The organism is Chryseolinea sp. H1M3-3, assembly GCF_029360725.1.
GTDB lineage: Bacteria > Bacteroidota > Bacteroidia > Cytophagales > Cyclobacteriaceae > Chryseolinea.
Genome location: NZ_JARKMY010000014.1, coordinates 35,436 through 58,992, shown reverse-complemented (window position 1 = coordinate 58,992; position 23,557 = coordinate 35,436). Strand labels below are relative to the sequence as shown.

The following is a 23,557-nucleotide window of genomic DNA, read 5'->3' as shown; positions in this document are numbered from 1 at the left end:
CCATTGCGCAACGTAGACGCTGCTTATACACCAACCACTAGTAGTTTTTAGCAAAAGTGGCATGTTGTTTCTTTGATGAAAAGAAAAATGTTTAACCAAAAAATATACCTATGAAACCGAATAGATTATTGAAAGAAAAACTTGGAATGCTCGCGCTTGTTTCAGCGTTTATGGCTTTTACGATAAACGCCCAGGCACAAAATGAAACTTCGACTGAGACAACAGTAAGAACGCAAACTGAAACTACCACTATTGACACTGACACGGACGATCGAGACGACGATCAGCCACGCGCACGCGCTGGTTTTAAAGGCGGTTTAAATGCAAGTAATCTTATAACGGATGAGGTAACAGACAACAACGCACGGTATGGTTTTCACGTCGGTGTCTATGGACAACTTTTTGCCAATGAAGGCTTTGCTATTCAGCCTGAGTTGAATTATTCAACCAAAGGAAATAAAGTAACTACCACCTTCGGAGTGATCGATCAAGAAACCAAGTTCAATCTCAATTATCTCGACGTACCCATCTTAGCTGTCTTTAAGTTAGGCAATGCGGCTGAAATACATGCCGGTGCTTACTGGGCGTACCTGGTAGGTGCAAATATTGATACAGATGGCGACTTAGGAGATGGTTTCGTTCAGCTTGATCGCGATAACTTTGATGATTGGGATTACGGTTTAGTGGGCGGAATTGGTTTTAATTTAGGTGATATACAATTAGGTGCGCGTTACAACTATGGATTGAATACGATTGCCAGAAGTTCGGGCGCCAAAGCAATGTTGGGAGACACCAAGAACTCCGTGGGTCAGATTTATCTGGCAGTGAACTTGGCCGGACATAGAAGTAAATAAATTTACAATTGGATGGTAAGAAAACCTGACAAATTTTGTCAGGTTTTTTTATGTTGTCACTCGAGTGCCACCATCGGTTTGGCTACACGAGACTTCATTAAAGGTTGCATTTTAAAGTTCGTAAGACTTCTCCAAACCCACTCCACCGGTCCATAATTGAAATAGGTCATCCATACTTTACTGATCCACATTTGGAACAAAAAGAGCACGATGGCCAAGGCAAAGCAAGTCGCGGCGCCCAGTTCGCCTAACAATCCAAAACCAAGCGTTGAGAATATCAGAATGCCAAAACAGCTTTGCATTAAATAAGTTGTGAGACCCATTCTTCCCGCCGAATAGAAATGTAAGAGCCTGCTTTTCCATTTGTCCTTTTGAAACAGCAACACAAACCATGTTACATAAACAGCGGCCAGGAAAGTGTTAAATACATTAAAAAAGGATAAACCTGCCAACATGTTGGCGTCATTGGTAAGATCTCCCGTTAACGCATTGGCTAGTGCAAAAAATAAAACTGCGGCGATGATGGTTCCAAGCAGGCCCCAAGCAGCAATGCGTCTGATTTTCCGCATGGCCGCAAGGTGAGAACCAATTTGCTCAAACATCTTTTTCCTTCCCGCATACAGTCCAAGCAAAAAAAGCCCGGGGGTCATGTATATTCTTCCTGACCACACCTGAAAATCCATTTTAATTTTAAAGCTCTCCAAGTTAACTTTTACATACTCAAGGTATGTTCCCGATTTGAGGGTTTCATAGGCCGCAACAAGTTTGGACTGGTCTGGCTTCATGAAAGCAGCCACGGATGGGTCATTTCCGACAAGTCCTGCAATCCGAGTAATAATTCCAGGAACGTCAAAGATGAGTAGTAAACTTAGTCCAAGAAGATATTTGTCGGGAAGACGGTATGAAAGGAGCAGAACAAATCCCAGCATCGCATAGATAGTGAGGATATCTCCCCGGTAATGAAGGTGGTGCAAGAACCCAATTGCAAACAAAATCATCAGGCGCCATACAAATTTAAGTACAAATGATAGGTCGGTTTTCGCTTTGGATAGCTGGATATAAAAGCTAAGGCCGAACAGAAAAGAAAAAATGGCGTAGAACTTACCCATAATCAGAACCGATGAGAATCCCGATGCAATCATGTCGTAGATCGTGGCAGTAGTTTGGCCTGCATATTTTTCTGGTGGTTGTCCCGCATAATATTGTTCAATCATGTGGGTGATAAAGATGCCGAGCAATGTAAATCCCCGCAGCGCATCAATGGCAGAAATACGGGCGTTGGAATGAGAAGAATCAAGGGATAAGGAGGTCGACATATCGTGTTTTTATTTCAGATGTAGATATTATTCATGAATAGAATGGGTCACCGGCAATGTGACACCTCACCAACTTCTCGGATCAGATACCGTTCGTAAAAAACTGCGAAGAAGTGTAACGCATTTTCCCAAATTTAGTTGCTAAGGCCTCGTAGAATATGAGGTCGTTTGGAAACCTGAACCCAATATTTATTTATACTTATGCTTTCAAATAGACGTATATTTTTGAAGCAGGTCGGACTTAGTGCTACAGGATTGGCTTTAATTTCAGCAGCACGACACCCATTCTACATTGTCGACAAAAAAGATTTGCCCCGAAGTACACCGGAAGATCAAGGCGTATCCTCGGCAGCGTTAAGTGTTTTTCTTGATGAAGTAGAAAAAAGCAACATCGAATTCCATAGCATCATGGTTGTTCGTCACGGACATGTAATTGCTGAAGGGTGGTGGGCGCCATATGCTGCACCCCTCAAGCATACCTTGTATTCGTTAAGCAAAAGTTTTACGGCTACGGCTGTTGGTCTTGCTGTAGGTGAAGGACGTTTTGGTGTAGATGATAGCATCGTTTCTTTTTTTCCTAATGACCTTCCCAAGGAGATTAACCCAACGTTAGCCTCCCTGAAAATAAGGCATTTACTGACTATGTCGACTGGGCATATGAAAGATACGATACAGCCCATGCGAAATTCCGCAGATCCCTGGGCGAAAACTTTTTTAAGCCTTCCACTTGAGCGGGAACCCGGAACCTTTTTTCTTTACAATACGGGCGCAACGTATATGCTATCTGCAATCGTTCAAAAGGTAACAGGTCAAACACTGCTCCAATATTTGAGACCACGAATTTTTACTCCGTTGGGTATTGAAGGTGAAGATTGGGAGACTGATCCCCTCGGAATTAATACCGGCGGTTATGGCTTGCGGATAAAGACTGAGGACATTGCGAAATTTGGACAACTTTATTTACAGAAAGGGAAATGGAATGGAAAACAAATCCTCCCGTCAGAATGGGTAGACGAGGCTACCCGTACGCAAATTGCCTCTAATTCAAGCAAACCCAACAAACCCAAAGATCAGGACGATTGGGCTCAGGGATATGGATATCAATTCTGGAGGTGTAGACCAGGGGGATATCGCGCGGACGGTGCCTTCGGACAATTCAGTATGGTAATGCCTGAATATGATGCTGTCATTGCCATTACAAGCGAGAGTTTTTCCATGCAAAAATCTATGGATCTTGTCTGGACGCATTTGTTGCCAGCCATGGACAAAAGCAAAACAAAACTATCTCCCGAACCGAAATTACAATCAGCCCTTCAGCAACGATTAAATAGTTTACACCTCGATCCACCAAAACACAATTTGACTTCGACTCTCACCGAACGAATTTCGGGTAAGGAGTTTATTCTTGATACCAACGAGTTTAAAGCAAAAAGTTTCCAATTAAATCTGAAGGGTAACACTTGTGTTTTTACACTAAATGATGACAAAGGTAAACATCAGATTACCTGTGGCTTGAATAAGTGGGTGGAACAGAAAAATGAAAAAAAGGGCACGCCTTTTCCTGTCGCCGCCAGGATGGAAGTCACAACGGCTATCGCTGGCAGCGCAACTTGGATAGATGACAAAACGTTGCTCATGACGTGGCGTTTACTTGAATCAGCACATACAAACGGCCTTACTTTTATTTTTGATGATAATCGTGTGACGGTTAAATTTCACAGCAGTATTTCCCAAAACAATCCTAACGCACCAGAGAAACGGGAAGATCTTAAGGGAATGTTTTCTTAAGTCACATGATTATTAATCGGGTGTTGTCCTTTTCAGGACGACATGTGATCCTAACATGATCAGATTTGATGCCCATTGGTTATCGTGTGACTTCGTCGATCATCCTCCACAGGATTTCCTTAGTCGTTGCGATATTTAACTGACCATTACACTTTACTACAAAACAGTTAATCGCCTTGGTTCTTCTTAATGGCGCGATCGAAGCGTGAATAACTCCGCTGCTGATCCCGGTAATCAGGTATGCAGGAAACATAAAACGCCGTCAACACGTAGTAACTAGTTCTCCGCGACAGCAAATTTTTGTGAGCGGATAAATATTTCTTCATATAAAAATGAATGAACAAATTTATGAATGAGTTATTACAAAAAATTGTCGCTAAACGAAATGTGGTTCATGCCTATGTGGTTAAACATGAGCCGAAGAACAAATTGTTAGTGAATGTAGCTATCATTTGTGGAATTGCCGGAACGGCATTGGCAGGCATACCGGCAGTGGGCGGCTCGGCAGCGATTGACGGGATTAAAGCTGTAACGCAACCCCAATTACCGATCTGGCAGATCCTGTGCATCGGCGCAGCGTTGTCGACCATGGCTGCAACAATAGCCACATCGTTGCGCAGTAACCATGATACCAGCAATAAACTTGCTAAAGCCCAAGTATGTGAAGCTAAATTGGAGATCCTGGAACTCTTGTTGACCAACAACCAAATTGAAATAAAAGAAGCAATAGAAAGGTATGGTGACTATACTTCTGAAGTTGCATTTATCAAGTAAATGGCCAAACACCAAAATATATACGAACATAAAAAGTCTATGATAGTTTTCTGAAGTTTGTTACTTTCAACATCTTCAAACTGTTGATAATCGATGATCGTAATTGGGATGGTATTATTTGAAAGAATGACGCAGCTCGATTTAACTGGGCCATTAGAAGTGTTTTCTCGGATGCCGGATACAACGGTACATTTGATTTCAAAAACGCTGGCACCGGTCCAAAGCGATGGAATACTTCGGATCATTCCTGATACAACATTTGCGAGCTGTCCCAAGGCCTTGACTGTCCTTTTTATTCCTGGTGGCAGAGGCATCTCAAACATTTTGCGGGATCAGGAATATCTTGATTTTATTAAATCCAGAGGAAATTCAACTTACATAACTTCAGTTTGCACGGGTTCGATTGTTCTTGCTGCCTGCGGACTGCTTCGGGGCTACAAAGCAACTACACATTGGTTATCGATAGAATTGTTGGCGAAGTTCAACGTCGAAACCGCCGGTGCACGCGTTGTCATTGATAGGAACAGGGTAACGGGTGGGGGAGTGACGTCTGGAATCGATTTTGGGTTGACCTTGGCAAGTATTCTGTGTGGGGAACAATGCGCAAAAACTATTCAACTCTTAATGGAATATAATCCTGAACCACCATTTAATTCGGGGCATCCGGATGTTGCTGAGAAGTCTGTTATAAAAATGGTAATGGACGAGCGAGTAGAAACGCAACGGAAGCGGTTGGAAGAAATTGAGAATTACATCCTTCAAAATTCGTAGCTACGGAATGCTTTTGCATTCCAGCTTCGGGTCTAAACTAATTTGCATTATTGAAGTTATCTCTAAAAAGGCACCAGCCTACTTTCTTATGGAACAGCAATTTATTAATCAATTGATAGCCTTGCTTTGCAAGGGCGGAAGTAGTTCACTTATTAAGGATCTATTGCGGGAGACTGATCAGGATGGAGACTCACGGAACTGGACTGTAGAGGAAATTGAAAATGCCATTAATTACCTTAACTGGATCAATAAGAACTTCGGTGCCTCCGACGCCATGGTGATCATTAACAACCTTGTAAGAGAATATAATATTGACCTGGCACAAGTCAAGTAAACGCGGAAAACCGGGCGTTTCTATAATAGGTTACTTGCTGAAATGGGCATCGCCATGCAGACCTTTTGACGTGAGCTCCTCTGCCTTTTCCCGGGTGCACCCCTAAGCCTTTTCTGCCGGTAGGTTTTCGAATCGCACGGGCCGGATTCGTCTTGAAATGCTGCTGTCATTTGAGCAAATACAAATAGCAGGCTTCAGCGTTAATAAAATTACAACGCAAAAAAATATTTTTGACCATGTAAGAAACAACGTGAATTTTCGTAAAAACAAGCTTGCAAAAATCATCTCAAGATAACTTTTACGGTGTTTAATTCCTGACAGGGTCATCCCTGACCTTAATAAATCATCTATAATCCTGCTTTTTGAAAATTCTTTCTCTGTCGGTCGGCCCTTATCCATGTAATTTTATCGGTCATAACTTCCATTCGTAGTCACTTTCCGGTTTACGTTATGAATCGTTTCGGTGAAGCATTCCGATGTATGGAACAGAAACGTCAAGATCGTTGCTGCCAAAAATCATTCTTTAGTCCCAACTTTTTTAGTAAAAGCAGAAAAGTACCTTTTTGAAGTATAGTTCAGCGTACGCGTAAATAAAACCTATCACTTTTGTGAAGTAATTCGATTGAAAGAAAGGTTTGAGAACTTACTCCGAGAATCAGTAGCCACTAATACGAATTTGACGGCAAAGTTCTTACAGACTTAAAAGACCCCTCGCAAATTTTATCTATCCCTCAAGTTGTTGTTTAACGACTAGTGCCCGACATCTGATATGTCATTGCCAACAAATTTATACTACGCTTAAGTATCTCTCTTTCCTGCCAGCAATATCGAGTAAGAAATTCAGTCAAGCCTGAAGCCCTGATCTAATTCTGCATCCAATTCATTCCTGTCCCACCATAGTGAAGATCCCTGTGCGTGCGAAAAAAAGTTAAACACCCCTAAAAGTTAAGTTATGAAGAGGATCATTATTCTAGTTTTATTGATGGTTAGCATTCAATGTGCTTTTGCTACCGTCTATTACGTAAGCACATCTGGTAATGACGCCGGAAACGGGAGTTCCGGGAGTCCCTGGCGTACGCTTAGGCACGCAGTTACGAAAGTACCCGCAAGCCAAGGCCATATTATCAAACTTTCCGCTGGAACATTTGTGGAAAGTGGACCATTCAACGTGCCCCCGGGAGTAAGTATTGAGGGATCGGGTATTGACCAGACAATTATTAAAGCTGCAAGCTCGTTTTATTTTAATCCGTCCGATCCAGGTTTCGCCCTGGATAAGTTTTTAATGAATCTTAAATCAGATAGTCGTACCAATGGAAGTCAAAGTCTGAAATACTTTACGTTGGATGGCGATGGAAAAAAATTGCATGGTGGTATTTACATTAAAAACAGGGATAACATCACCGTTGACAATATAAAAGTTCAGTACACAAACTTCTGCGGCTTGTGGCTTTGGGATTCAAAAAATTCATTGATTAAAGAATTGAAGTTGCTGAATTGTTCATGGGGAAATGCGGGATGGGCGTCAGGTGCGTTACAACTTGCTAATCTTGAAGGAATGACCATTGATCGATTGAATGTTGATGAAAATGTTGGGTATGGTATTAAAGCCCTCGGATCGGGAGGAAATAGAATTACGAACATGAAAGTTTTTGATAGCCGCATATCCGTAACACCCAATGGAAAATGGGCGAATGGAGCAGCACCTAACATTGCTTTTGAATTGTGGGAAGTGTATCTGGTAGGTTGTGAAATTTACAACAACTATTTAGACAATCACCTTTCTATCGTGAATGTTCAGACGCCTCCTACCGGCATTCAATCTGTGCGGGTTCATCATAATACCTTTGATATGCTTTCCCGCGCGGGTGGCAACGGCTACGCTATTGAACTTACGGTGAATGATGCTGAAATCGATCACAACTGGATAAATGGTGGACGTTATGGGATCGCGAATTGGAGCCCTGCCTATACTTCGAACTGGTTAATTCACCACAACACTTTTAATAATTTGGCGAGCTATTACCCTGGGGAGGTTGTAAGATCTGAAAAAACTGGTATTAATAATGTTAAGATATACAATAACTCGGTGGAGTTCTCGGGAACCAATACCATGGATTTCCTCGGCCTGCATGCCGGCCAAAGTACGAACGTTGACATTAAAAACAACCTCATTATTAATTCGAATACAAGTTATTCGTGGTGGCCCAACGTTGTTGTGTATACCGAAAATGGAGCTACCATTTCCGGTTTGAACGTAAGCAACAATTTTCTTAACAATATTGGCGTTGGCACTACATCAGGAACTATCGCAAATAATTTAACGGGTGATCCGAAGGTTGCCAAATCGGGCACAAAGCCTAACCCGTATTTCGTGCCACAAACTGGCAGCCCGCTGATCGACAAAGGGATCAATTTAGGTTTGGCGTTCGCAGGAACCGCACCAGAAATCGGCGCCCATGAATTAGGTAGTGGAACCGTAACCACGGTGGCTGTAACAGGTGTATCCGTATCGCCAACTACGCTCACACTGTCTTCAGGTGCTACAAGCCAGTTGGCAAAGACGATAAGCCCTTCCAATGCTACGAATCAAAGTGTTACCTGGACCTCCAGTAACACCGACGTTGCAACGGTAAATGCAAACGGATTAGTTACTGCAGGAACAACTGCAGGCAGCGCTGTGATTACTGTAAGAACAGCCGATGGCGGAAAGACAGCTACCTCGACCGTTTCAGTAAACGTTCCGGTGGTTTCCGTCAGCAGCGTGAGCATCGCGCCGTCAACTATTATCTTACCGTTAAGCGGAACAAGTCAGTTGGTTAAAACTTTAACCCCTGCCAATGCCACGAATCAAAATGTAACCTGGTCTTCTAACAGCGATGGTGTCGCTACCGTTAGTGCGACCGGCGTGGTAACGGCGAAAGCCTATGGTACCGCAGTAGTTAGCTGCACAACAGCGGACGGCAATAAAGTAGCTACTGCATCAGTTACAGTAAGTGCCGACATTGCAGCCATCGATCTTGACAATGCTACATTAGGGACTGGCATGAATCAATTTAATTATTCCGGAACAGGATGGGCTCACGGCGTCAGTTCGTCTGACCCATATTTCAATAAAACGTTGTCCTTTTCCAATGCAGCTAACAACTATGCTACCGTAACTTTTACAGGAACCAAAGTTGAAATGTATACAGCGAAAGCATCTCATCATGGCATTGTCGCAGTTTCGGTTGATAATGGTCCGGAAACAAATGTGGACTTATATTCGGCAACACGGCAAAATTTTGTTCTGGTTTATGGAAGTGCTGTGTTACCTCAAGGTACGCATACCATTAAGATGCGCGTGACAGGAAACAAGAATGCAGCAGCCAATGGCGCATATACCATCCTTGATTATATTAAAGTTTACTCCGGAAGCACAACAACGCCGGTTTCGGGTGTGAGTGTTTCACCTGCCAGTGTTACAATCAGTGTAAACGCAACAAGCCAATTAACTAAATCCATAGCACCAGCTGGCGCTTCGAATCAAAACGTTACCTGGTCATCCAGCAATACAAATGTTGCCACGGTCAACGCGAATGGTCTAGTAACCGGCGTTGGCGCCGGCACGGCCACCATTACAGTGAAAACTGTCGATGGCGATAAAACAGGAACTGCTGCGATTACTGTCAACGCACCTTCAAATGCTATAGATTTTGATAACGGCAACCGCGGTACCGCGATGAACCAATTCAATTTTTCAGGAAGTGGCTGGGGACATGGCGTGAGTTCGTCAGATCCATACCTTAATCAGACGGTGTCGTTTTCAAATGCCACAAATGATTTTGTTACAGTAACGTTTATAGGAAACAAGGTAGAGTTCTATACGGCTAAGGCTGCACACCACGGCATTGTAGGCGTATCCATTGACAATGGCGCCGAAACTAACGTAGACCTCTATTCAGCTGCCCGTCAAAACTTTGTTATGGTTCACAGCAGTGGAGTACTTACTCAAGGGACCCATACCATTAAGATGCGGGTAACAGGTTTGAAAAATGCTGCAGCAACGGGTGCTTATGCAATCATCGACTATATAAAGGTGTACTCAACAGCAACGGGTACAGGCGGCGGGTCAAATGCCCCTGAAATTGCTGCTATGGAAGTAGAGGAGGAGATAGCGCAACCCATGCAATATTATCCCAATCCTTTGAGGTCGGGTGATGTTCTTAACGTGAGTTTACCTGAGGCGTCCGGGGAAGTTACTTTATTGGACATTGGGGGCGTTCCGCAACGTACAATGTCGGTAACCGATACAGAATTACAAATACAAACCGCTGGTCTGTTAAAGGGTATTTATTTGCTTCAGTATCGTACTGCAAAAGGTCGTGAAGTTGTAAAGATCATGGTGCAGTAATTTTAGAGAAATTCAAAGTCCACAATATCTTTTGCCTGTTTGACGGGCAACAGATGTTGTGGATTTTTTATTATGAACCGTGTCGGGTATGTCTGCCGTTGTTCGTAACCCGGGCGGATGTTGGTTCGCCTTTGTTAGCAAGTAAATTTCATTAGCGTCATACCAAATCATCATAAAAAATTGCAATTCAGACGTCCTCCAACCTCATTACAAGAGAATTGATGGAAGAAAGCGTTCATTTAAAGAAATTTCATTGTTAACCTTACATCAAATGCCGTGGGCATTTAACCTGTGGCCTATCGTTATCATCCTTTTTTTGGTATTATTGCCTATGTTTGTAATGTTTTCAACACTTAAACTGTAACCCATTACCCTTGATCCTTTTTCCCCATGGCAGCTAGAGTAGGTAATCTTTGGATTATTGACAATGATCCAATGGTCTCATTTTATATAAAGCGGCTAACTGAATTAGGAGCCCTGGCCGATATTATCACCATTTACGATAGCCCTCGTGGAGCGGTGGATTATTTGCTCTTGCATAAGGCATCGATGGAGCATTTACCCGATATTATATTGTTAGACATTTATATGCCAGAAATGGATGGTTGGGAATTCATTCAGGAATTTCAAAAAATCCGGGACAAGCTGGCCAAGAATGTAGAGATACACATTATAACATCCTCCAACCATCCAAAAGATATTACACGTGCCAAGACTTTTGCGGAGGTAAAAAGTTATCTACAAAAGCCGGTTACCCTGGAAGCCCTTCAAGACGTAGTCTCTCAATATAATATGGCTCATTCATAGAATTTCTTTCATGTGTTCGGTCTTGCATTCTTTTGAAGACCCTTGACATAATCAAGTTTTGCGTCTGCCGTATAGCGGACTTCTATTTTTTCCGATTTATTTTTCTTGTGGTAGGTGTAAGATAATGGTTTTGCCATCGACCTTCTCCCTTCGTTTTCCACTATGAAATTTGCAGTCCAATAACCTTCCTCAGGAATTTTTCCGAAGTCTTTTTCAAAAGCGGCGCGTATTGCTACAGGCACTTGCTCTCCGGCAATTTTTTCTGTTTTCTTCAATGCTTGCGCTGTTAAAGACGTGATCAAAGTTATTAGTAGAATGAAAATAAATGTTGATTTTTTCATAGCGTTAAAGTTTGTAGTAGATGTATCGTTGTAACAACTTAAATATACGATTGCCATGGATGATTGGTTGAACGAATTCATCCCGTAAAACACTGTATTTTTATGAGCCGGTGATCACCAGGTGTAGGACGCGATTAGCTTTTCGAAATAGTGTAATTAAATTGACATGGAATATTTAAGTTAATTGTGAGATCACGCCTCAATTGGTACTTTCGCTTCCTGATAGATTCTTCGACCAGAACAAACCGGTGGTAAACCTCCCAGGAAATGTGGTTTCTGGTGATGGTGAAATATCTAAAGTGAAGTTTATTGCTGATTTGTGAATTTGAAATTGCCCGCCAACATGAATAACAAACTTAACGGTTTAACTATACGTGCTCTTTGTACGGATATTGATGGTACCTTACTGGATAGTCGGAGAGAATTATCGAATCAGACAATTGAAACTATTGCACTGATAAAAGAATCTATCCCCATCATCCTAGCGTCCTCGCGAATGCCCGCTGCCATGCGACATCTTCAGCAGCAATTGGATATCTTACAACATCCCCTGATTTGTTATAACGGTGGATACGTAATTCGCTACGATGAGAAGGGCCGCGCGACGGTTATTTATTCTGCAATGATTCCAATTGATGTTACAGCTAATATCCTGAACTTGGCCAGTCAGACTTCCGTGCATGTCAGTTTATACCATGAGGATAGATGGTATGCGCCCCGGGTGGATGAATGGACGAACAGAGAGGCAACTATAACAAAGGTGTCTCCCGTATTGAAAGATGGCAGGGATGTACTCAAGTTGTGGGATGCCAACGGTAATGGCGCTCATAAAATAATGATTATGGGCGATGCCGCCGAAGTTAAGACGCTAGAGAAAGCATTACGCTCAGCCTACAAAGAAGATGTCCATGTTTATCACTCTAAATCTACTTACCTGGAAATTGCTCCGAAGGTTATTTCAAAAGCGTCTGCACTACGATTATTGTTAGACGATCTCTATCGGATTGATCTCAGCGAGGTTATAGCGTTTGGTGATAATTATAATGATATAGAGATGCTTGAAGCGGTAGGATGGGGTGTTGCAGTAGAAAATGCCCGCGACGAAGTTAAGGCTGTTGCAAGCGCTATCACCCTGGATAGTAAGCTTGACGGCGTCGCTGTCGCCATACAAAGGTATTTGCTGTAGCCCCCCCGGCTTACAAATGACCGGGGCGCGTTTTGCGCGCCCCGACATTTCTTATGATTTTGATAACAACGGAGCAAGTATTTCTTTATAACCTCCCAGGTTATTTACGAGTCTTCCCGATGCATCAGCGAATGTCGAACCCATGGAACGAAGGGTCTGACGTGCTTTTTCATTTCCCATAAGGCTTGCTACTGCCAGCCCTACCGTAATACCACCGAGCGCTGCAATCCACATTTTATTTTCCGAGACAAACGACTTAATACGATGTGTATCCAGATTTTCAATTTGCTTTTTCATAATCAAATATTTAGTCAATTGGTTAATTTACGTTTCGCGCAACATAGTGCAAAAATGATGACAATACGGTTACAGGCTTCTTTCGGCATGAATCCTTCTAATAGATGTGGCAACAAATCCCCATTGTTGAAAGTATCCACTTAAATTTTGCAATTCTTTTTACGTAACCGTTTGGTTTCTTATATTTGTAACTCATTGGTTACATTAAATTGAGTTACATGAGAAGGGATGTTTTTCAAGCCATTGCGGATCCAACGCGCCGCGAAATCATCAGCTTAATTGCCTACAACACCTTAAACCTGAATGCAGTCGCCGATCACTTCAAGATTAGCAGGCCGGCCATTTCGAAACACATCAAGATTTTAACGGAATGTGGGTTGATAACGATTCGCCAGGAGGGTAGGGAACGCTATTGTGAAGCAAAACTCCACAAGCTTAAAGAAGTAGCAGCATGGGCCGACGCGTACAAAGCTTTCTGGAATAAGAAACTGGATGCTTTGGATGATTTTTTAACAAAAGAGAAGAAGTCAAAAAGGAAATAACTACTTAAATATATCTGCTATGCCACGCGAGAAAACTGTAAATGAAGCGATCGTGCTCGAAAGAACGTTTGACGCCAGCATTGACCGTGTTTGGCAGGCCCTTACCGATGCAAATAAAATGAAGGAATGGTATTTTGATATCAAACATTTCAAAGCTGAGGTGGGCCACCAATTTCAATTTTATGCCGGTGATGAGACTAGGCAATATCTTCACATCTGTATTATTAAAGAGGTGATCCCGAAAAAAAAATTGGCATACAGCTGGAAGTACGAGCATGATCCAGGGGTAAGCGTGGTAACGTTCGAGCTATTCGCTGAAGGAAGTAAAACCAAGTTAAGGCTTACCCATGAAGGTATCGATAACTTTTCAAAAGCGCATCCTGAACTGGAAAGGAAAAATTTTGTCATGGGTTGGGATCAGATTATCAACACCAACCTGAAAGACTTTTTGGGAAAATAACGCAGCCGTTTTGAATGTTGAAATTTTATTGTACGTCGCGCTAGTATTTTACGCTGCCGCCTTTAGCCCGTAAATTTTCCACTATCGTGGTTACGTGTTCACTTAAATCGGTTACAAAATTGCTTTCGAAATAAAGCACCTTTAAACTTTTTATTTCAGAGAGTTCTTTTGGAAGGGCGCTGATTAAATTATTGCCGGTGTATAATTCTTCCAATGCTTTTAATTGTAAAACTGCTGCCGGCAGAGAACTTAATTTGTTAAATTCCAAATGAAGTTCTTTTATCGGAAGACGAGCCATCGACAGGGGCAAAGTCTTTATAAGATTATTCGTAAGGTAAAGGACGTCTAATTGATCAAGTTCACCGATCTCATCGGGTATATTATTCAACTGGTTGTTGGATATTGAAAGGGAAGATAGTCCCTTCAATTTTTTGATATCAGCATGAATTTCACCGATGTTGTTAAAATTCAGATCGAGCGTTTGAAGGCCATATAAATTGAACACGGTTGCCGGAATATGATCCAACCGGTTGTTATAGAGGCTTAATATCTGTAGCCGTTCGTTCCCAATTTCGTTCGAAATATTTTGATTTTGTTGTAAGAAAGACTCAGTTCTTCCAGGTTGCTAAACGAGGAAAGTGTAAAAGGGATGTCCGTTAATTTATTGTGTGATAAATTAAGACTCCTGATATGGAGATTTGTGGTCAACTCCAGATCGTTATCTCTTACGCGGTTAAAACTTAAATTTATAGCGGTGAGTTTTTCGCAGTCACTCAGAAATTTTGGTATTCGTTTAACCTTATTACCGGAAATATTGAGGTATTCCATTGATTTGAGTTTGATCAAGTCGATTGGAATTTTTTTAAGATTATTATAAGCAAGGTCTAATTCTTTTATTGAATTATTTTCACTCACATCGATCTTTAACCTTCTCAACTTACTCTTATTGATTACCAAAATTTCCAGTCGTTTAAGATCGTTCAGTGCATTCGGAAGTCTTCTAATCTTACAACCGCTAATATCTAATTCCGTCAAATTTTTGCATTTGAATACCTGGCGAGGAATCCTTCTTATCCGAAGGTTGTATAGACCGATGTGTCTTATCGTATCGGGGCGATTAGATTGCATTAGATCGTTGTAAAAAGCATAGTAACCTTTTTTGAATCTTGGGATATCTTTGACGATGTATGATTCTGCGAGTCGTGTTAATTCGTAGGTATCAGCTCGTGGGTTATTGAATAATGTGTCGCTGATGGCGATGACGGTCTTCCTGTATTTTATTGAATCAGATGTTGATCTGAAAAATTGTTGTGCTTGCCCTTCGCCAACAAAAATTAAGATGACGGTTAATATGTAAATCCCGGAAAATGTCATGCGACCGGTCTTTTGTTTGACGACAAAAGGTATGATTTGGTCAACTGAGAAAAAGACCAGCATTGCCAGTCTTTTTCCTTATTTCATCACCAACTAGATTATTGCTCACCTACAATCACCATTTCTTCCATGGCTTCGGCAGGAGCTTTCGCTTCATCTTTTTTGTCAGAGCCATTTAACTTGAAGGCAATTGGCAATACCATTTGTTGTTTAACAATCATGCCTTTGTTCTTCGCTGGATTCCATTTGGGCGAAGTCTTAACAACGATCATCGCCGCTTCATCACAACCAGCGCCGATGCCTTTCTTAACTTTCACATCGGTAATAGAGCCATCCGTTTGAACAACGAATTCCACGAAGACTTTTCCTTCAATGCCCATCCGTCTTGCTTGAGCAGGATACACCAGTTTCTGACCAATATGTTCATAAAGGGCAGGCATTCCTCCAACCGGCATAGCCGTTTCTTCAACCATTGTGTATACGTCACTATCCAGCTTTGAGCGATTGCTGATCTCATTAATCTGCCCATTGTACTCAATGATAGCGAAGGTTCTAATGTCCTCGGATGCTGCTACCGTGGGCGTTATCAGATCAATATGCACGATCTGATTTTGATCCAGGTTCTCAAACTTTTTCTGCATCTCATCCAGCTTCGGCTTCATATTTTCATCTGTCTCCATCAGCAAATACTTTTTGTCTGGATTTGCTTTCGTCAGTTCATCATACCTGAGCTGAACTTCTGCGGGAATATCGATAGCCATCGTCGAGCCTTTTGCGATGTCAGCAACTTCGTTTGCAACCTGATCCTGACAGGCAATAATGAAAAAAGCTATGGGGATTACGCCGGCAATCGCCAGCATCTTCCACGGTTTTATTTTACGTTTTATAGTTCGCATCATTTCAATTCGTTTTAATGTTAAAGAATTATTAAAGTGATTGGCGAGGTTGAAGCCGGCCGACTCCAATGCAACCTTTGCCAGCAGGCTGCAGTATTCGTTCACGTCACGATTCTCAACAGCGCGCGCATCTGCCTCGAATTCATGAAGCTGAACAAAAATCTTTTTATAGGTTTTCAGGAAAGGATTGATCCAGAAGAAAATACTGATCACGTTTATCAAAAGAATATCGAAGGAATGAAGTTGGTGGACATGGACCGATTCATGATGAATAACCTTTTGCCTATCCTCAGGCGAAAGGGTGTGAGCCTGTCCTAAAACAATGAAATGAAAAAAAGAAAATGTCGGAATAACTTTTTCAGATTCCACAATTGTTAGTCTACCATCCACCGTGGGAGAAGACTTTTTTATCAATGCAACAAGGGCCCAAATCCACACTAAAAATCTAATCAGAAAGAATGAAAGGCCAGTGACATAGAACAGTTGCAGGTAGAACCAAAAGTCTATGGAGCTGGAGGAATCGGATGACGCAGCGCTTGTGCCGTTTGCCGTAATTACAAACTCGGGCAGAAAGTACGCCGGGACGATGTTACTCAAGGACGGGATCACCGCGCCGGTCCCTTGAATGTGCAGCAGGGGTAAGGTCAACGAAATCAGAATGCCAGCCAATAAAAATATTCGCTGCATTTTAAAATCTGTTTCATTGCGCAAGAACAAGACATAGGCTCCTAGAAAAAGAACGAGCCCGATGTTAGCCTCGATAAAATAATTCAGGTAAGCATTCATGACTTTTGCTTTTTAATTTCTTCCAAAAGTTTTTCAAGTGATTTGATGTCCATTTTATTTTCCTTTGCAAAAAAAGATACCAGGTTTTGAAACGACCCATTGAAATATCCTTTCAATAAATTATTAAGGTAGAAGTGGGTGTATTTTTCTTTGCTGATGATCGGAAAGTATTCATGCGTCTTTCCGTATGCTTTGTGATCTACAAAGCCTTTCGTCTCCAGAATTCTTACAATAGTGGAGATGGTATTATACGCTGGCTTAGGTTCTGGCATCTCTTCAACGATATCTTTTACAAAGGCATTTTCCAATCTCCAGAGTATCTGCATAACCTGGTCTTCAGCTTTCGTAAGCTCTTTCATATCTTTCATTGACTATGTATTTAGGTATAAAACTAAAAGTTTAGTTGATCAATCAAAAGATTTATTAAATTTTTTTTATGGAACGAGGAATAAGCTGGAATCGTGAGTGTTTGATCAGTCTAGCTTGCGTCTAGCTTCCGTCAGGCTTGCATCCCGCTAGCTATTTTATAATACTCCTTTGATAAAAAATCATTTCTATGCAAGGATAACGGAAGCGACATGGAAGCGAGACTAAAGGACCAGGGACCGTAGCATGAGGTCGGAAGACTTAGAAAATATGCCAATATCGACTTAGTTTAATAACAGCCAGACCGTTAAGGAGTAAGCGCGGGTTTTGTAAAGGTTGAATCGGTTTAGATGTGTCGCAGCGATTTGATCAAACCGAAAAAAAAGTCGCGACAATAAATACCGCTGGTACATGGTTCGCCCGGGTGATTTTGCGTTTCGATACTTGTGGTAATAAAAGCTAAAGAGAATTACTTCAGAAAATGATCATGACCTTCATGCCGCACCCGGCATCACTTCTTTGGACAGTTCAGGAATCACAGCCTCGCATTGAATAATAAAGTTGCTCACAGCTTCAGGGATCTCATCCAACTTCGTGGAAGCTTTGCTGTTCTCTTCGATGAAAAGAATACTGCTCCGAAGTTCAGTTAATCCCATTAAGGTAAACGACGGTTTAATTTGATGCGCCTGACGGGCGAGTTTCGGCCAATCCGAATCCATCAGGGCCTGCTTCATCTCCGCTAAAACAGGAGGAATGGTTTGCATAAAAGTCATCACCATTTCGCGTATAAACTCCTCGTTGTTCCCGGATACCGATCGTAAATAATCCAGATTGTATAGTTGATTGGCAGGGATGACAACCGGAGATTTAGATTTGACTTTCTGCTTGGGCGAAATTTTTTGATCAATAAAAAGCTTTCGGTACAGATCGTCCGGCGTAAATGGTTTAGGCAGGTAATCATTCATACCGGCAGCCATACACTTTTCTACATCTGCTTTCGTAGCATTAGCTGTAAGGGCGATAACCGGAACATCACACATGGGTGCATCCATCAACCGGATGGCTTTTGTTGTCTCATATCCATCCATTACCGGCATCTGAATATCCATCAGTACAACATCGTATGCCTGGTTCTTAATTTTTTCGATAGCAACCAAGCCGTTCTCTGCGGTATCAGTATAACACTGCCAGTTTTTCAAAATACTTTTCGCATATAACCTGTTAATATCATTGTCCTCCACCAGTAGTACAACAAGTTGTGAGGCATTTACAGCCTTTAGTGCTTGATCATTCTTAGGAGAGGTGTTGGCCATAGCTCCCTTTTTGCCTACCCCGTACGGTACAAGAACAATAAAGCTGGAGCCTTCATTTACTTTGCTCGTCACAGTAATTCTTCCTTTTTGTAATTCAACTAACTGTTTAACAATAGTGAGTCCGAGACCCGAGCCTCCATACTTGCGCGTAACACTTGCATCAGCCTGGCTAAAGCTTTCGAAAATGGTATTCAATTTATCTTCCGGGATTCCAACACCGGAGTCAGTCACTTCAATGCGAACCCAGCAAATGCCTTTCACTTCCCGTTCAGCAGTACAAAACACTTTGATAGATCCTGAATGTGTAAACTTGACTGCATTGCTGATCAGGTTGATTAAGATCTGATTTAGCCTTACCGGGTCACCGACAAGGATTTTATTCAGGTTTTCATCAATCGTGTAATCAAGTGAAATCTTCTTTTCGCGTGCCTGATACATGAAGGTGCTGATGAGCGATGGAAGAAAGTCCTTTAAGTTAAAGGCAATCTTTTCAAAGGTCAGCTTACCCGATTCGATGGCGGCTAGATCAAGTATATCGTTGATGATAAGTTTCAGATTCTCAGCCGAATGCTTGATGGCATTTAAATACGTTTCGCGCTCTTCCGGACTCGGGCTTTGGCTAAGCAGACCAGCCATTCCTGCGATACCGTTCAAGGGTGTTCGTATCTCGTGACTGATGTTCGCGAGAAACTGTTCCTTTGCTTTTTGCAGCCGTACGAGCTCCGCTTCGTTTTCTTTGCGTTGTGCGATGTCACGGCAGTCGAGGATGAACCCATCCAGTCCTTCTTTATGCTTTAAGTTGATAGCATTAAATTCCAGAAAGCGGTAGGAATAGTCCTTGCATAAAAATTGGAATTCAATGTTCTGCGTATATGCACGCTGTTGACTTTTCTTGAATTGGCGTTTAAGTTCTTCGACGGTTTCAGGTAAGATGTAATCGAAAAAATTTCGTCCGTTCAGACTCTTTGGCCGGTAGCCCAGGGTTTGAAATACGGCGGTATTGTGATAACGTATAGTGCCTTCAAAGTCGACGATGAAAATGATGTCAGAACCATCTTCTACCACGGCCTCATAAAAGGAGCCTTTTCTTACGTATGCCTGAAGCTTCATACACTTAAATTCCCGCTGCTTCCATTTCCTTTAAGTATCTGTAAAGAGAGGACTTACCTATATCCAGTTTTCGTGCTACTTCTAATACATTGTTATCGTATTTGTTCAAGAAATGGCGGATGATTCTAAACATAAATTCATTCATGGTCATCTCCTGGTAGAGGAAGGACTCCATTCGGGCAGTGCTGTTAAAGCTGATATCCTGAGCGCGGATTTCTTGTTCTTCAGCCATTACGGCCGAGAGCTCAATGATGGATTTCAACTCCCTGATATTTCCCGGGAAAGGATATTGTAATAGCTTTTCCTGCGCTTCTTGTGTGATCTTGAATTTGCGCATCTGGTTGTCGTTGGCAAACTGATCTAAAAAATGCTTCGCGATCATGATGACATCATTGCCGCGTTCACGCAAGGGGGGAAGATGAACAGGTAAGCCCAACAGACGATAGTACAAATCTTCTCTAAACCTTCCGGTTTTTACTTCTTCAGCCAGATCGCGATGGGTTGCTGCAATGATCCGGACATCAAGTTTAATAACTGCATTTCCACCTATTCTAGTTACTTCACGCTCTTGCAATACACGCAGCAACTTTGCTTGCAGATTCGGATCCATTTCACCGATCTCATCTAAAAAAATGGTTCCGCCTTCTGCTTCTTCAAATTTTCCAATGCGTCTTGTAAGTGCTCCTGTAAAGGCCCCTTTCTCGTGACCGAACAATTCACTTTCAATCAACTCACGGGGAATAGCGGCGATATTAACGGCTACAAACGGTTTATTCTTTCTTTTGGAGTTGTAATGTATTGCTTTGGCAACCAGTTCTTTACCGGTACCTGTTTCACCTGAAATACTAACTGAAATATTGGTTTGTACCGCTTTTTCCAGCAGTGAAAAGATTCTTTTAATGGCCGGGCTTGTACCGATGATACTCTTTTCGAATTCGTATTTCTCAGATATTTCTTTCTTAAGATGGTCGATCTCTTTAATTAAGGAGGACTTATTCCGGGCGTTGTTAATGGCGTTGAGCAGCCGGTCTTTGGTATCCTGGTCTTTGGTAATGTAATCGTATGCACCCGACTTCAAAAGTTCGACAGCCGTATGGATCTTTTCCTGTGCAGAGACAATGATGACATTAATATTAGGATCATGACTTCTGATCTGCCCCAGCACTTTTTCTCCTGGGCCATCGGGAAGTGAATAGTCTAAGGTTATAATCGCTGGATTTTTGTAGAGGTTCGCCACACAGTCCTTTCCCGTCGTATAATATTCGACCTCATAATCCGGATTCAGTCCAAGCACATACTGTAAAAACTTGGTATATGCTGGGTCATCTTCAACTACAAAAACTTTAACAGGGTCTTTTTCGTACATGGTTTGGCTTACGTTTTGAAAGCGTTTTACACAACGCTAATAACCGGATAATTATAGGTTGAAAAAATGCAATTCCGGCCAATATCTATCATCGGTATATATAAGGGTCGAAATCGGAGCAAAGAAAAGGCGAAAAAATCGGTGATTTGAAGAGGTTTAGTTGGGTTATTTAACATAAACCGATATGATCAAAGAACTGGAGAGACTAACCGGCAGTGAAGCAGAGCAAATGTTAAAGGCTCCTATTCTGTTGTGCATACTCATTGCAGGCGCGGATGGTACCATCGACCGCAAGGAAATCAAAGAGGCTATTAATGTTGCCGTTAAGAAGAAAGAGAAGACCATACTTGATAATTACTTTAAAGAGGTATCTACTGATTTTGAGGATAAGCTGAAGGTGTTACTGCAAAGTTATCCTTACGAATCCACGCAACGCAATCCTATTCTAATCCAGGAACTCAGTCAACTTAATCCGATATTAAAGAAATTAGATAAGACCTTCTCCAAGCCATTCTATGACATGCTAAAAGAACTCGCTGAAAAAATTGCTGGGTCGTCGGGTGGTTTATGGGGTATGATGTCCGTTGACTCTGAAGAAGCCAAATACATTCGCTTGCCCATGCTTGAAGATCCTGCGCAAAATAATTCTTCGCGGCAGTAAGGAAAAATTACCATTCGTTGCCCTGCATTCTTCATCTTTGCAGTCCTATTTGGCTTATGTATGGCATCTGAATCCTCTCTTTTCGGTAGCTCGGTCGTTCCCTTGCGGTTAACTTTTTTAATGTGGGCCACTTTTTATTTGGAAGCATTCGTGGGTTTGCCACTGGTGGTCTTCGGTATTGAACCAAGAACGTTTCATGGGCTCATCGGTATTTTCACTGCACCACTTATCCATGGTGACATTCTGCATCTCATATCCAACACAATTCCCTTGCTGTTTTTGGGTTCGGTACTTTTCTTTTTTTATGAACGCATTGGAGGCGCTGTTTTTTTTCGCGCCTATTTCTGGACGAACATCCTCGTGTGGCTTTTCGCGAGGCCGGCCAATCACATCGGTGCCAGTGGGGTAGTCTACGCGTTAGCATTCTTCCTGATCTTCTTTGGTTTCTTCCGCCGCGATTTTTTGTCGCTCTTTATTTCAACAATCATTTTATTATTATATGGCGGCGTATTTTACGGTGTGCTGCCCAGCGACCCGCGGGTATCATGGGAGTCACATTTCGCTGGAGGTTTGGTTGGAATAGCGTCGGCAATTACTTTTAGCAAGCAAAAGAAAGTGAATTGAAATAAGCTATGGCTTGCGACCTTCTGAGGTTCAACCTATCATTGCAACAGATTAAATTTCGGCTTGAACCTTGTAACACCCTTATTTAAAGATAGGTGGCGGAGGCTCAACGCTCATAACAAATTGACCAATGGATGCGCAGGTAAAAAAAATATGGACTGATCTTAAAGCGGGCAAATATGCGCCGGTATATTTTCTTCAGGGTGAAGAAACATTCTATATCGATATGATCTCTGACTATATCGAGAAGAATGCACTATCTGATGCCGAAAAGGGATTCAATCAAGTTGTGCTGTATGGAAAGGATGTAACGATGGCTGCGATTCTTACCAACGCGCGCAGATATCCAATGATGGCGGAACGCCAGGTGGTTATCGTAAAAGAAGCACAGGATATTCAAGACCTCAATAAAGAAATTGGTGGAAAGCTTTTACTGGATTATCTGACCAAACAGGTGCCAAGCACAGTGTTGGTATTTTGCCATAAGCACAAGTCGCTGGATAAAAGAAGGGATCTTGGAAAGAAAGTTGATCAGTATGCTGTCATGCTGAATTCAAAAAAACTATATGATAATCAGCTACCGGAATTTGTATATGAATACTTGAAAGAAAAGAAAGTTCAGGTAGACGATCGTGCCGTGCAAGTGCTCTGCGAGTATGTCGGAAATGATCTGCACCGGTTGGCCAATGAGATCGATAAGTTGACGATTTCTCTTGCTGCCGGCGAATCAATTACTGTGGATCAAGTCATGAATCAGGTAGGTGTAAGCAAAGAGTACAACATTTTCGAACTTCAAAAAGCGATACTTCAACGCGACACTGTGCTGGCAAATAAAATTGTAAACTACTTCGCCGGCAACACCCGGAAGAATCCGATCATTCCTGTCGTTGCTTTTCTTTATTCGTTTTTCAGTAAACTTCTCATGGCTACGCAAGTTGCAGATAAGAGTGAGAAGGGGATAGCTAGTGAACTGAAAGTGAGTCCTTATGCAGTTCGTGATTATACTTTGGCTTTACGTCAATATCCACCGATGAAGATCATTGATAACATCGCAGCATTGAAAGAAGCTGACTTAAAATTGAAAGGTGTAAACACAGGATCAGCAGACGACGCTCAAATTTTTAAAGAGCTTATCTGGCGACTCATGAATGAGCGCGCGGCATAATTAGAAAACAAATTTGGACAATTACTGAATAGCGCC

22 protein-coding genes are annotated in these 23,557 nt (G+C 42.0%); 13 read left to right on the top strand and 9 right to left on the bottom strand.

What is annotated here, in order from left to right; all coding sequences use genetic code 11:
- The first annotated feature begins 110 nt into the window (after nt 1-110).
- The gene (locus P2W71_RS21465) at nt 111-854 is read left to right on the top strand and encodes a porin family protein (protein ID WP_276373414.1); all 744 of its coding nucleotides are present in this window, start codon (nt 111-113) and stop codon (nt 852-854) included.
- A 56-nt stretch (nt 855-910) separates the two neighbouring features.
- On the opposite strand, the gene P2W71_RS21460 is transcribed toward P2W71_RS21465, so the two are convergent.
- On the bottom strand, nt 911-2,170 hold the full coding sequence (locus tag P2W71_RS21460) for a DUF418 domain-containing protein (protein ID WP_276373413.1): 1,260 nt from the start codon (nt 2,168-2,170) through the stop codon (nt 911-913).
- Between the two features lie 201 nt (nt 2,171-2,371).
- On the opposite strand from P2W71_RS21460, the gene P2W71_RS21455 reads away from it, so the two are divergent.
- From P2W71_RS21455 to P2W71_RS21430, 6 genes are all read left to right on the top strand, one after another.
- A complete protein-coding gene (locus P2W71_RS21455; protein ID WP_276373412.1) occupies nt 2,372-3,958 on the top strand; it encodes a serine hydrolase in 1,587 nt (528 codons plus the stop codon).
- 336 nt (nt 3,959-4,294) lie between these two features.
- On the top strand, nt 4,295-4,732 hold the full coding sequence (locus P2W71_RS21450; RefSeq protein WP_276373411.1) for a hypothetical protein: 438 nt from the start codon (nt 4,295-4,297) through the stop codon (nt 4,730-4,732).
- A gap of 93 nt (nt 4,733-4,825) precedes the next feature.
- On the top strand, nt 4,826-5,503 hold the full coding sequence (locus P2W71_RS21445; protein ID WP_276373410.1) for a DJ-1/PfpI family protein: 678 nt from the start codon (nt 4,826-4,828) through the stop codon (nt 5,501-5,503).
- Between the two features lie 88 nt (nt 5,504-5,591).
- Complete coding sequence (locus tag P2W71_RS21440; protein ID WP_276373409.1) at nt 5,592-5,837, top strand: hypothetical protein; 246 nt, start codon at nt 5,592-5,594, stop codon at nt 5,835-5,837.
- 952 nt (nt 5,838-6,789) lie between these two features.
- Nucleotides 6,790-10,227 carry an Ig-like domain-containing protein gene (locus P2W71_RS21435; RefSeq protein WP_276373408.1) on the top strand — a complete coding sequence of 1,146 codons (3,438 nt, stop codon included), beginning with the start codon at nt 6,790-6,792 and terminating at the stop codon, nt 10,225-10,227.
- A gap of 390 nt (nt 10,228-10,617) precedes the next feature.
- Complete coding sequence (locus tag P2W71_RS21430) at nt 10,618-11,034, top strand: response regulator (protein WP_276373407.1); 417 nt, start codon at nt 10,618-10,620, stop codon at nt 11,032-11,034.
- An 8-nt stretch (nt 11,035-11,042) separates the two neighbouring features.
- On the opposite strand, the gene P2W71_RS21425 is transcribed toward P2W71_RS21430, so the two are convergent.
- On the bottom strand, nt 11,043-11,375 hold the full coding sequence (locus tag P2W71_RS21425) for a hypothetical protein (protein ID WP_276373406.1): 333 nt from the start codon (nt 11,373-11,375) through the stop codon (nt 11,043-11,045).
- A gap of 343 nt (nt 11,376-11,718) precedes the next feature.
- On the opposite strand from P2W71_RS21425, the gene P2W71_RS21420 reads away from it, so the two are divergent.
- Entirely contained in the window at nt 11,719-12,561 is an 843-nt protein-coding gene (locus tag P2W71_RS21420; RefSeq protein ID WP_276373405.1) for an HAD family hydrolase, read from the top strand.
- 51 nt (nt 12,562-12,612) lie between these two features.
- On the opposite strand, the gene P2W71_RS21415 is transcribed toward P2W71_RS21420, so the two are convergent.
- Nucleotides 12,613-12,858: a hypothetical protein gene (locus tag P2W71_RS21415; protein ID WP_276373404.1), complete on the bottom strand. Its 246-nt coding sequence runs from the start codon at nt 12,856-12,858 to the stop codon at nt 12,613-12,615.
- A gap of 218 nt (nt 12,859-13,076) precedes the next feature.
- On the opposite strand from P2W71_RS21415, the gene P2W71_RS21410 reads away from it, so the two are divergent.
- Nucleotides 13,077-13,400 (top strand): metalloregulator ArsR/SmtB family transcription factor, encoded by a 324-nt coding sequence (locus tag P2W71_RS21410; RefSeq protein ID WP_276373403.1) that lies wholly within the window; start codon nt 13,077-13,079, stop codon nt 13,398-13,400.
- A gap of 19 nt (nt 13,401-13,419) precedes the next feature.
- Nucleotides 13,420-13,860, top strand: a complete 441-nt coding sequence (locus P2W71_RS21405; RefSeq protein WP_276373402.1) for an SRPBCC domain-containing protein — start codon at nt 13,420-13,422, stop codon at nt 13,858-13,860.
- 40 nt (nt 13,861-13,900) lie between these two features.
- Here P2W71_RS21405 and P2W71_RS21400 read toward each other — a convergent pair whose 3' ends face one another.
- The 6 genes from P2W71_RS21400 to P2W71_RS21375 all read right to left on the bottom strand — a co-directional run bounded on the left by P2W71_RS21400 (nt 13,901) and on the right by P2W71_RS21375 (nt 21,071).
- Nucleotides 13,901-14,365, bottom strand: a complete 465-nt coding sequence (locus tag P2W71_RS21400) for a leucine-rich repeat domain-containing protein (RefSeq protein WP_276373401.1) — start codon at nt 14,363-14,365, stop codon at nt 13,901-13,903.
- Between the two features lie 38 nt (nt 14,366-14,403).
- A complete protein-coding gene (locus P2W71_RS21395; RefSeq protein WP_276373400.1) occupies nt 14,404-15,297 on the bottom strand; it encodes a leucine-rich repeat domain-containing protein in 894 nt (297 codons plus the stop codon).
- Nucleotides 15,298-15,332: 35 nt separating this feature from the next.
- Nucleotides 15,333-16,916, bottom strand: coding sequence for a M56 family metallopeptidase (locus P2W71_RS21390; protein ID WP_276373399.1), 1,584 nt, complete (start codon nt 16,914-16,916; stop codon nt 15,333-15,335).
- Entirely contained in the window at nt 16,913-17,275 is a 363-nt protein-coding gene (locus P2W71_RS21385) for a BlaI/MecI/CopY family transcriptional regulator (RefSeq protein ID WP_276373733.1), read from the bottom strand. The genes P2W71_RS21390 and P2W71_RS21385 overlap by 4 nt, the downstream gene beginning before the upstream one ends.
- A 501-nt stretch (nt 17,276-17,776) precedes the next feature.
- A complete protein-coding gene (locus tag P2W71_RS21380) occupies nt 17,777-19,705 on the bottom strand; it encodes a response regulator (protein ID WP_276373397.1) in 1,929 nt (642 codons plus the stop codon).
- Between the two features lie 4 nt (nt 19,706-19,709).
- Nucleotides 19,710-21,071 carry a sigma-54 dependent transcriptional regulator gene (locus P2W71_RS21375; protein ID WP_276373395.1) on the bottom strand — a complete coding sequence of 454 codons (1,362 nt, stop codon included), beginning with the start codon at nt 21,069-21,071 and terminating at the stop codon, nt 19,710-19,712.
- Nucleotides 21,072-21,255: 184 nt separating this feature from the next.
- Between P2W71_RS21375 and P2W71_RS21370 the strand changes: the two genes are divergently transcribed.
- The 3 genes from P2W71_RS21370 (at nt 21,256) to holA (ending at nt 23,521) form a co-directional block, all read left to right on the top strand.
- Nucleotides 21,256-21,732 carry a hypothetical protein gene (locus P2W71_RS21370; protein ID WP_276373393.1) on the top strand — a complete coding sequence of 159 codons (477 nt, stop codon included), beginning with the start codon at nt 21,256-21,258 and terminating at the stop codon, nt 21,730-21,732.
- Between the two features lie 120 nt (nt 21,733-21,852).
- Nucleotides 21,853-22,356 (top strand): rhomboid family intramembrane serine protease, encoded by a 504-nt coding sequence (locus P2W71_RS21365; protein WP_276373391.1) that lies wholly within the window; start codon nt 21,853-21,855, stop codon nt 22,354-22,356.
- 130 nt (nt 22,357-22,486) lie between these two features.
- Nucleotides 22,487-23,521 (top strand): DNA polymerase III subunit delta, encoded by a 1,035-nt coding sequence (gene holA / locus P2W71_RS21360; RefSeq protein ID WP_276373390.1) that lies wholly within the window; start codon nt 22,487-22,489, stop codon nt 23,519-23,521.
- Nucleotides 23,522-23,557 lie beyond the last annotated feature (36 nt).

Excerpts from the sequence above, each read along its gene's own strand:
- P2W71_RS21465 (WP_276373414.1), top strand. The coding sequence starts at position 111 with ATGAAACCGAATAGATTATTGAAAGAAAAACTTGGAATGCTCGCGCTT.
- P2W71_RS21460 (WP_276373413.1), bottom strand. The coding sequence starts at position 2,170 with ATGTCGACCTCCTTATCCCTTGATTCTTCTCATTCCAACGCCCGTATT.
- P2W71_RS21455 (WP_276373412.1), top strand. The coding sequence starts at position 2,372 with ATGCTTTCAAATAGACGTATATTTTTGAAGCAGGTCGGACTTAGTGCT.
- P2W71_RS21450 (WP_276373411.1), top strand. The coding sequence starts at position 4,295 with ATGAACAAATTTATGAATGAGTTATTACAAAAAATTGTCGCTAAACGA.
- P2W71_RS21445 (WP_276373410.1), top strand. The coding sequence starts at position 4,826 with ATGATCGTAATTGGGATGGTATTATTTGAAAGAATGACGCAGCTCGAT.
- P2W71_RS21440 (WP_276373409.1), top strand. The coding sequence starts at position 5,592 with ATGGAACAGCAATTTATTAATCAATTGATAGCCTTGCTTTGCAAGGGC.
- P2W71_RS21435 (WP_276373408.1), top strand. The coding sequence starts at position 6,790 with ATGAAGAGGATCATTATTCTAGTTTTATTGATGGTTAGCATTCAATGT.
- P2W71_RS21430 (WP_276373407.1), top strand. The coding sequence starts at position 10,618 with ATGGCAGCTAGAGTAGGTAATCTTTGGATTATTGACAATGATCCAATG.
- P2W71_RS21425 (WP_276373406.1), bottom strand. The coding sequence starts at position 11,375 with ATGAAAAAATCAACATTTATTTTCATTCTACTAATAACTTTGATCACG.
- P2W71_RS21420 (WP_276373405.1), top strand. The coding sequence starts at position 11,719 with ATGAATAACAAACTTAACGGTTTAACTATACGTGCTCTTTGTACGGAT.
- P2W71_RS21415 (WP_276373404.1), bottom strand. The coding sequence starts at position 12,858 with ATGAAAAAGCAAATTGAAAATCTGGATACACATCGTATTAAGTCGTTT.
- P2W71_RS21410 (WP_276373403.1), top strand. The coding sequence starts at position 13,077 with ATGAGAAGGGATGTTTTTCAAGCCATTGCGGATCCAACGCGCCGCGAA.
- P2W71_RS21405 (WP_276373402.1), top strand. The coding sequence starts at position 13,420 with ATGCCACGCGAGAAAACTGTAAATGAAGCGATCGTGCTCGAAAGAACG.
- P2W71_RS21395 (WP_276373400.1), bottom strand. The coding sequence starts at position 15,297 with ATGCTGGTCTTTTTCTCAGTTGACCAAATCATACCTTTTGTCGTCAAA.
- P2W71_RS21390 (WP_276373399.1), bottom strand. The coding sequence starts at position 16,916 with ATGAATGCTTACCTGAATTATTTTATCGAGGCTAACATCGGGCTCGTT.
- P2W71_RS21385 (WP_276373733.1), bottom strand. The coding sequence starts at position 17,275 with ATGAAAGAGCTTACGAAAGCTGAAGACCAGGTTATGCAGATACTCTGG.
- P2W71_RS21380 (WP_276373397.1), bottom strand. The coding sequence starts at position 19,705 with ATGAAGCTTCAGGCATACGTAAGAAAAGGCTCCTTTTATGAGGCCGTG.
- P2W71_RS21375 (WP_276373395.1), bottom strand. The coding sequence starts at position 21,071 with ATGTACGAAAAAGACCCTGTTAAAGTTTTTGTAGTTGAAGATGACCCA.
- P2W71_RS21370 (WP_276373393.1), top strand. The coding sequence starts at position 21,256 with ATGATCAAAGAACTGGAGAGACTAACCGGCAGTGAAGCAGAGCAAATG.
- P2W71_RS21365 (WP_276373391.1), top strand. The coding sequence starts at position 21,853 with ATGTGGGCCACTTTTTATTTGGAAGCATTCGTGGGTTTGCCACTGGTG.
- holA (WP_276373390.1), top strand. The coding sequence starts at position 22,487 with ATGGATGCGCAGGTAAAAAAAATATGGACTGATCTTAAAGCGGGCAAA.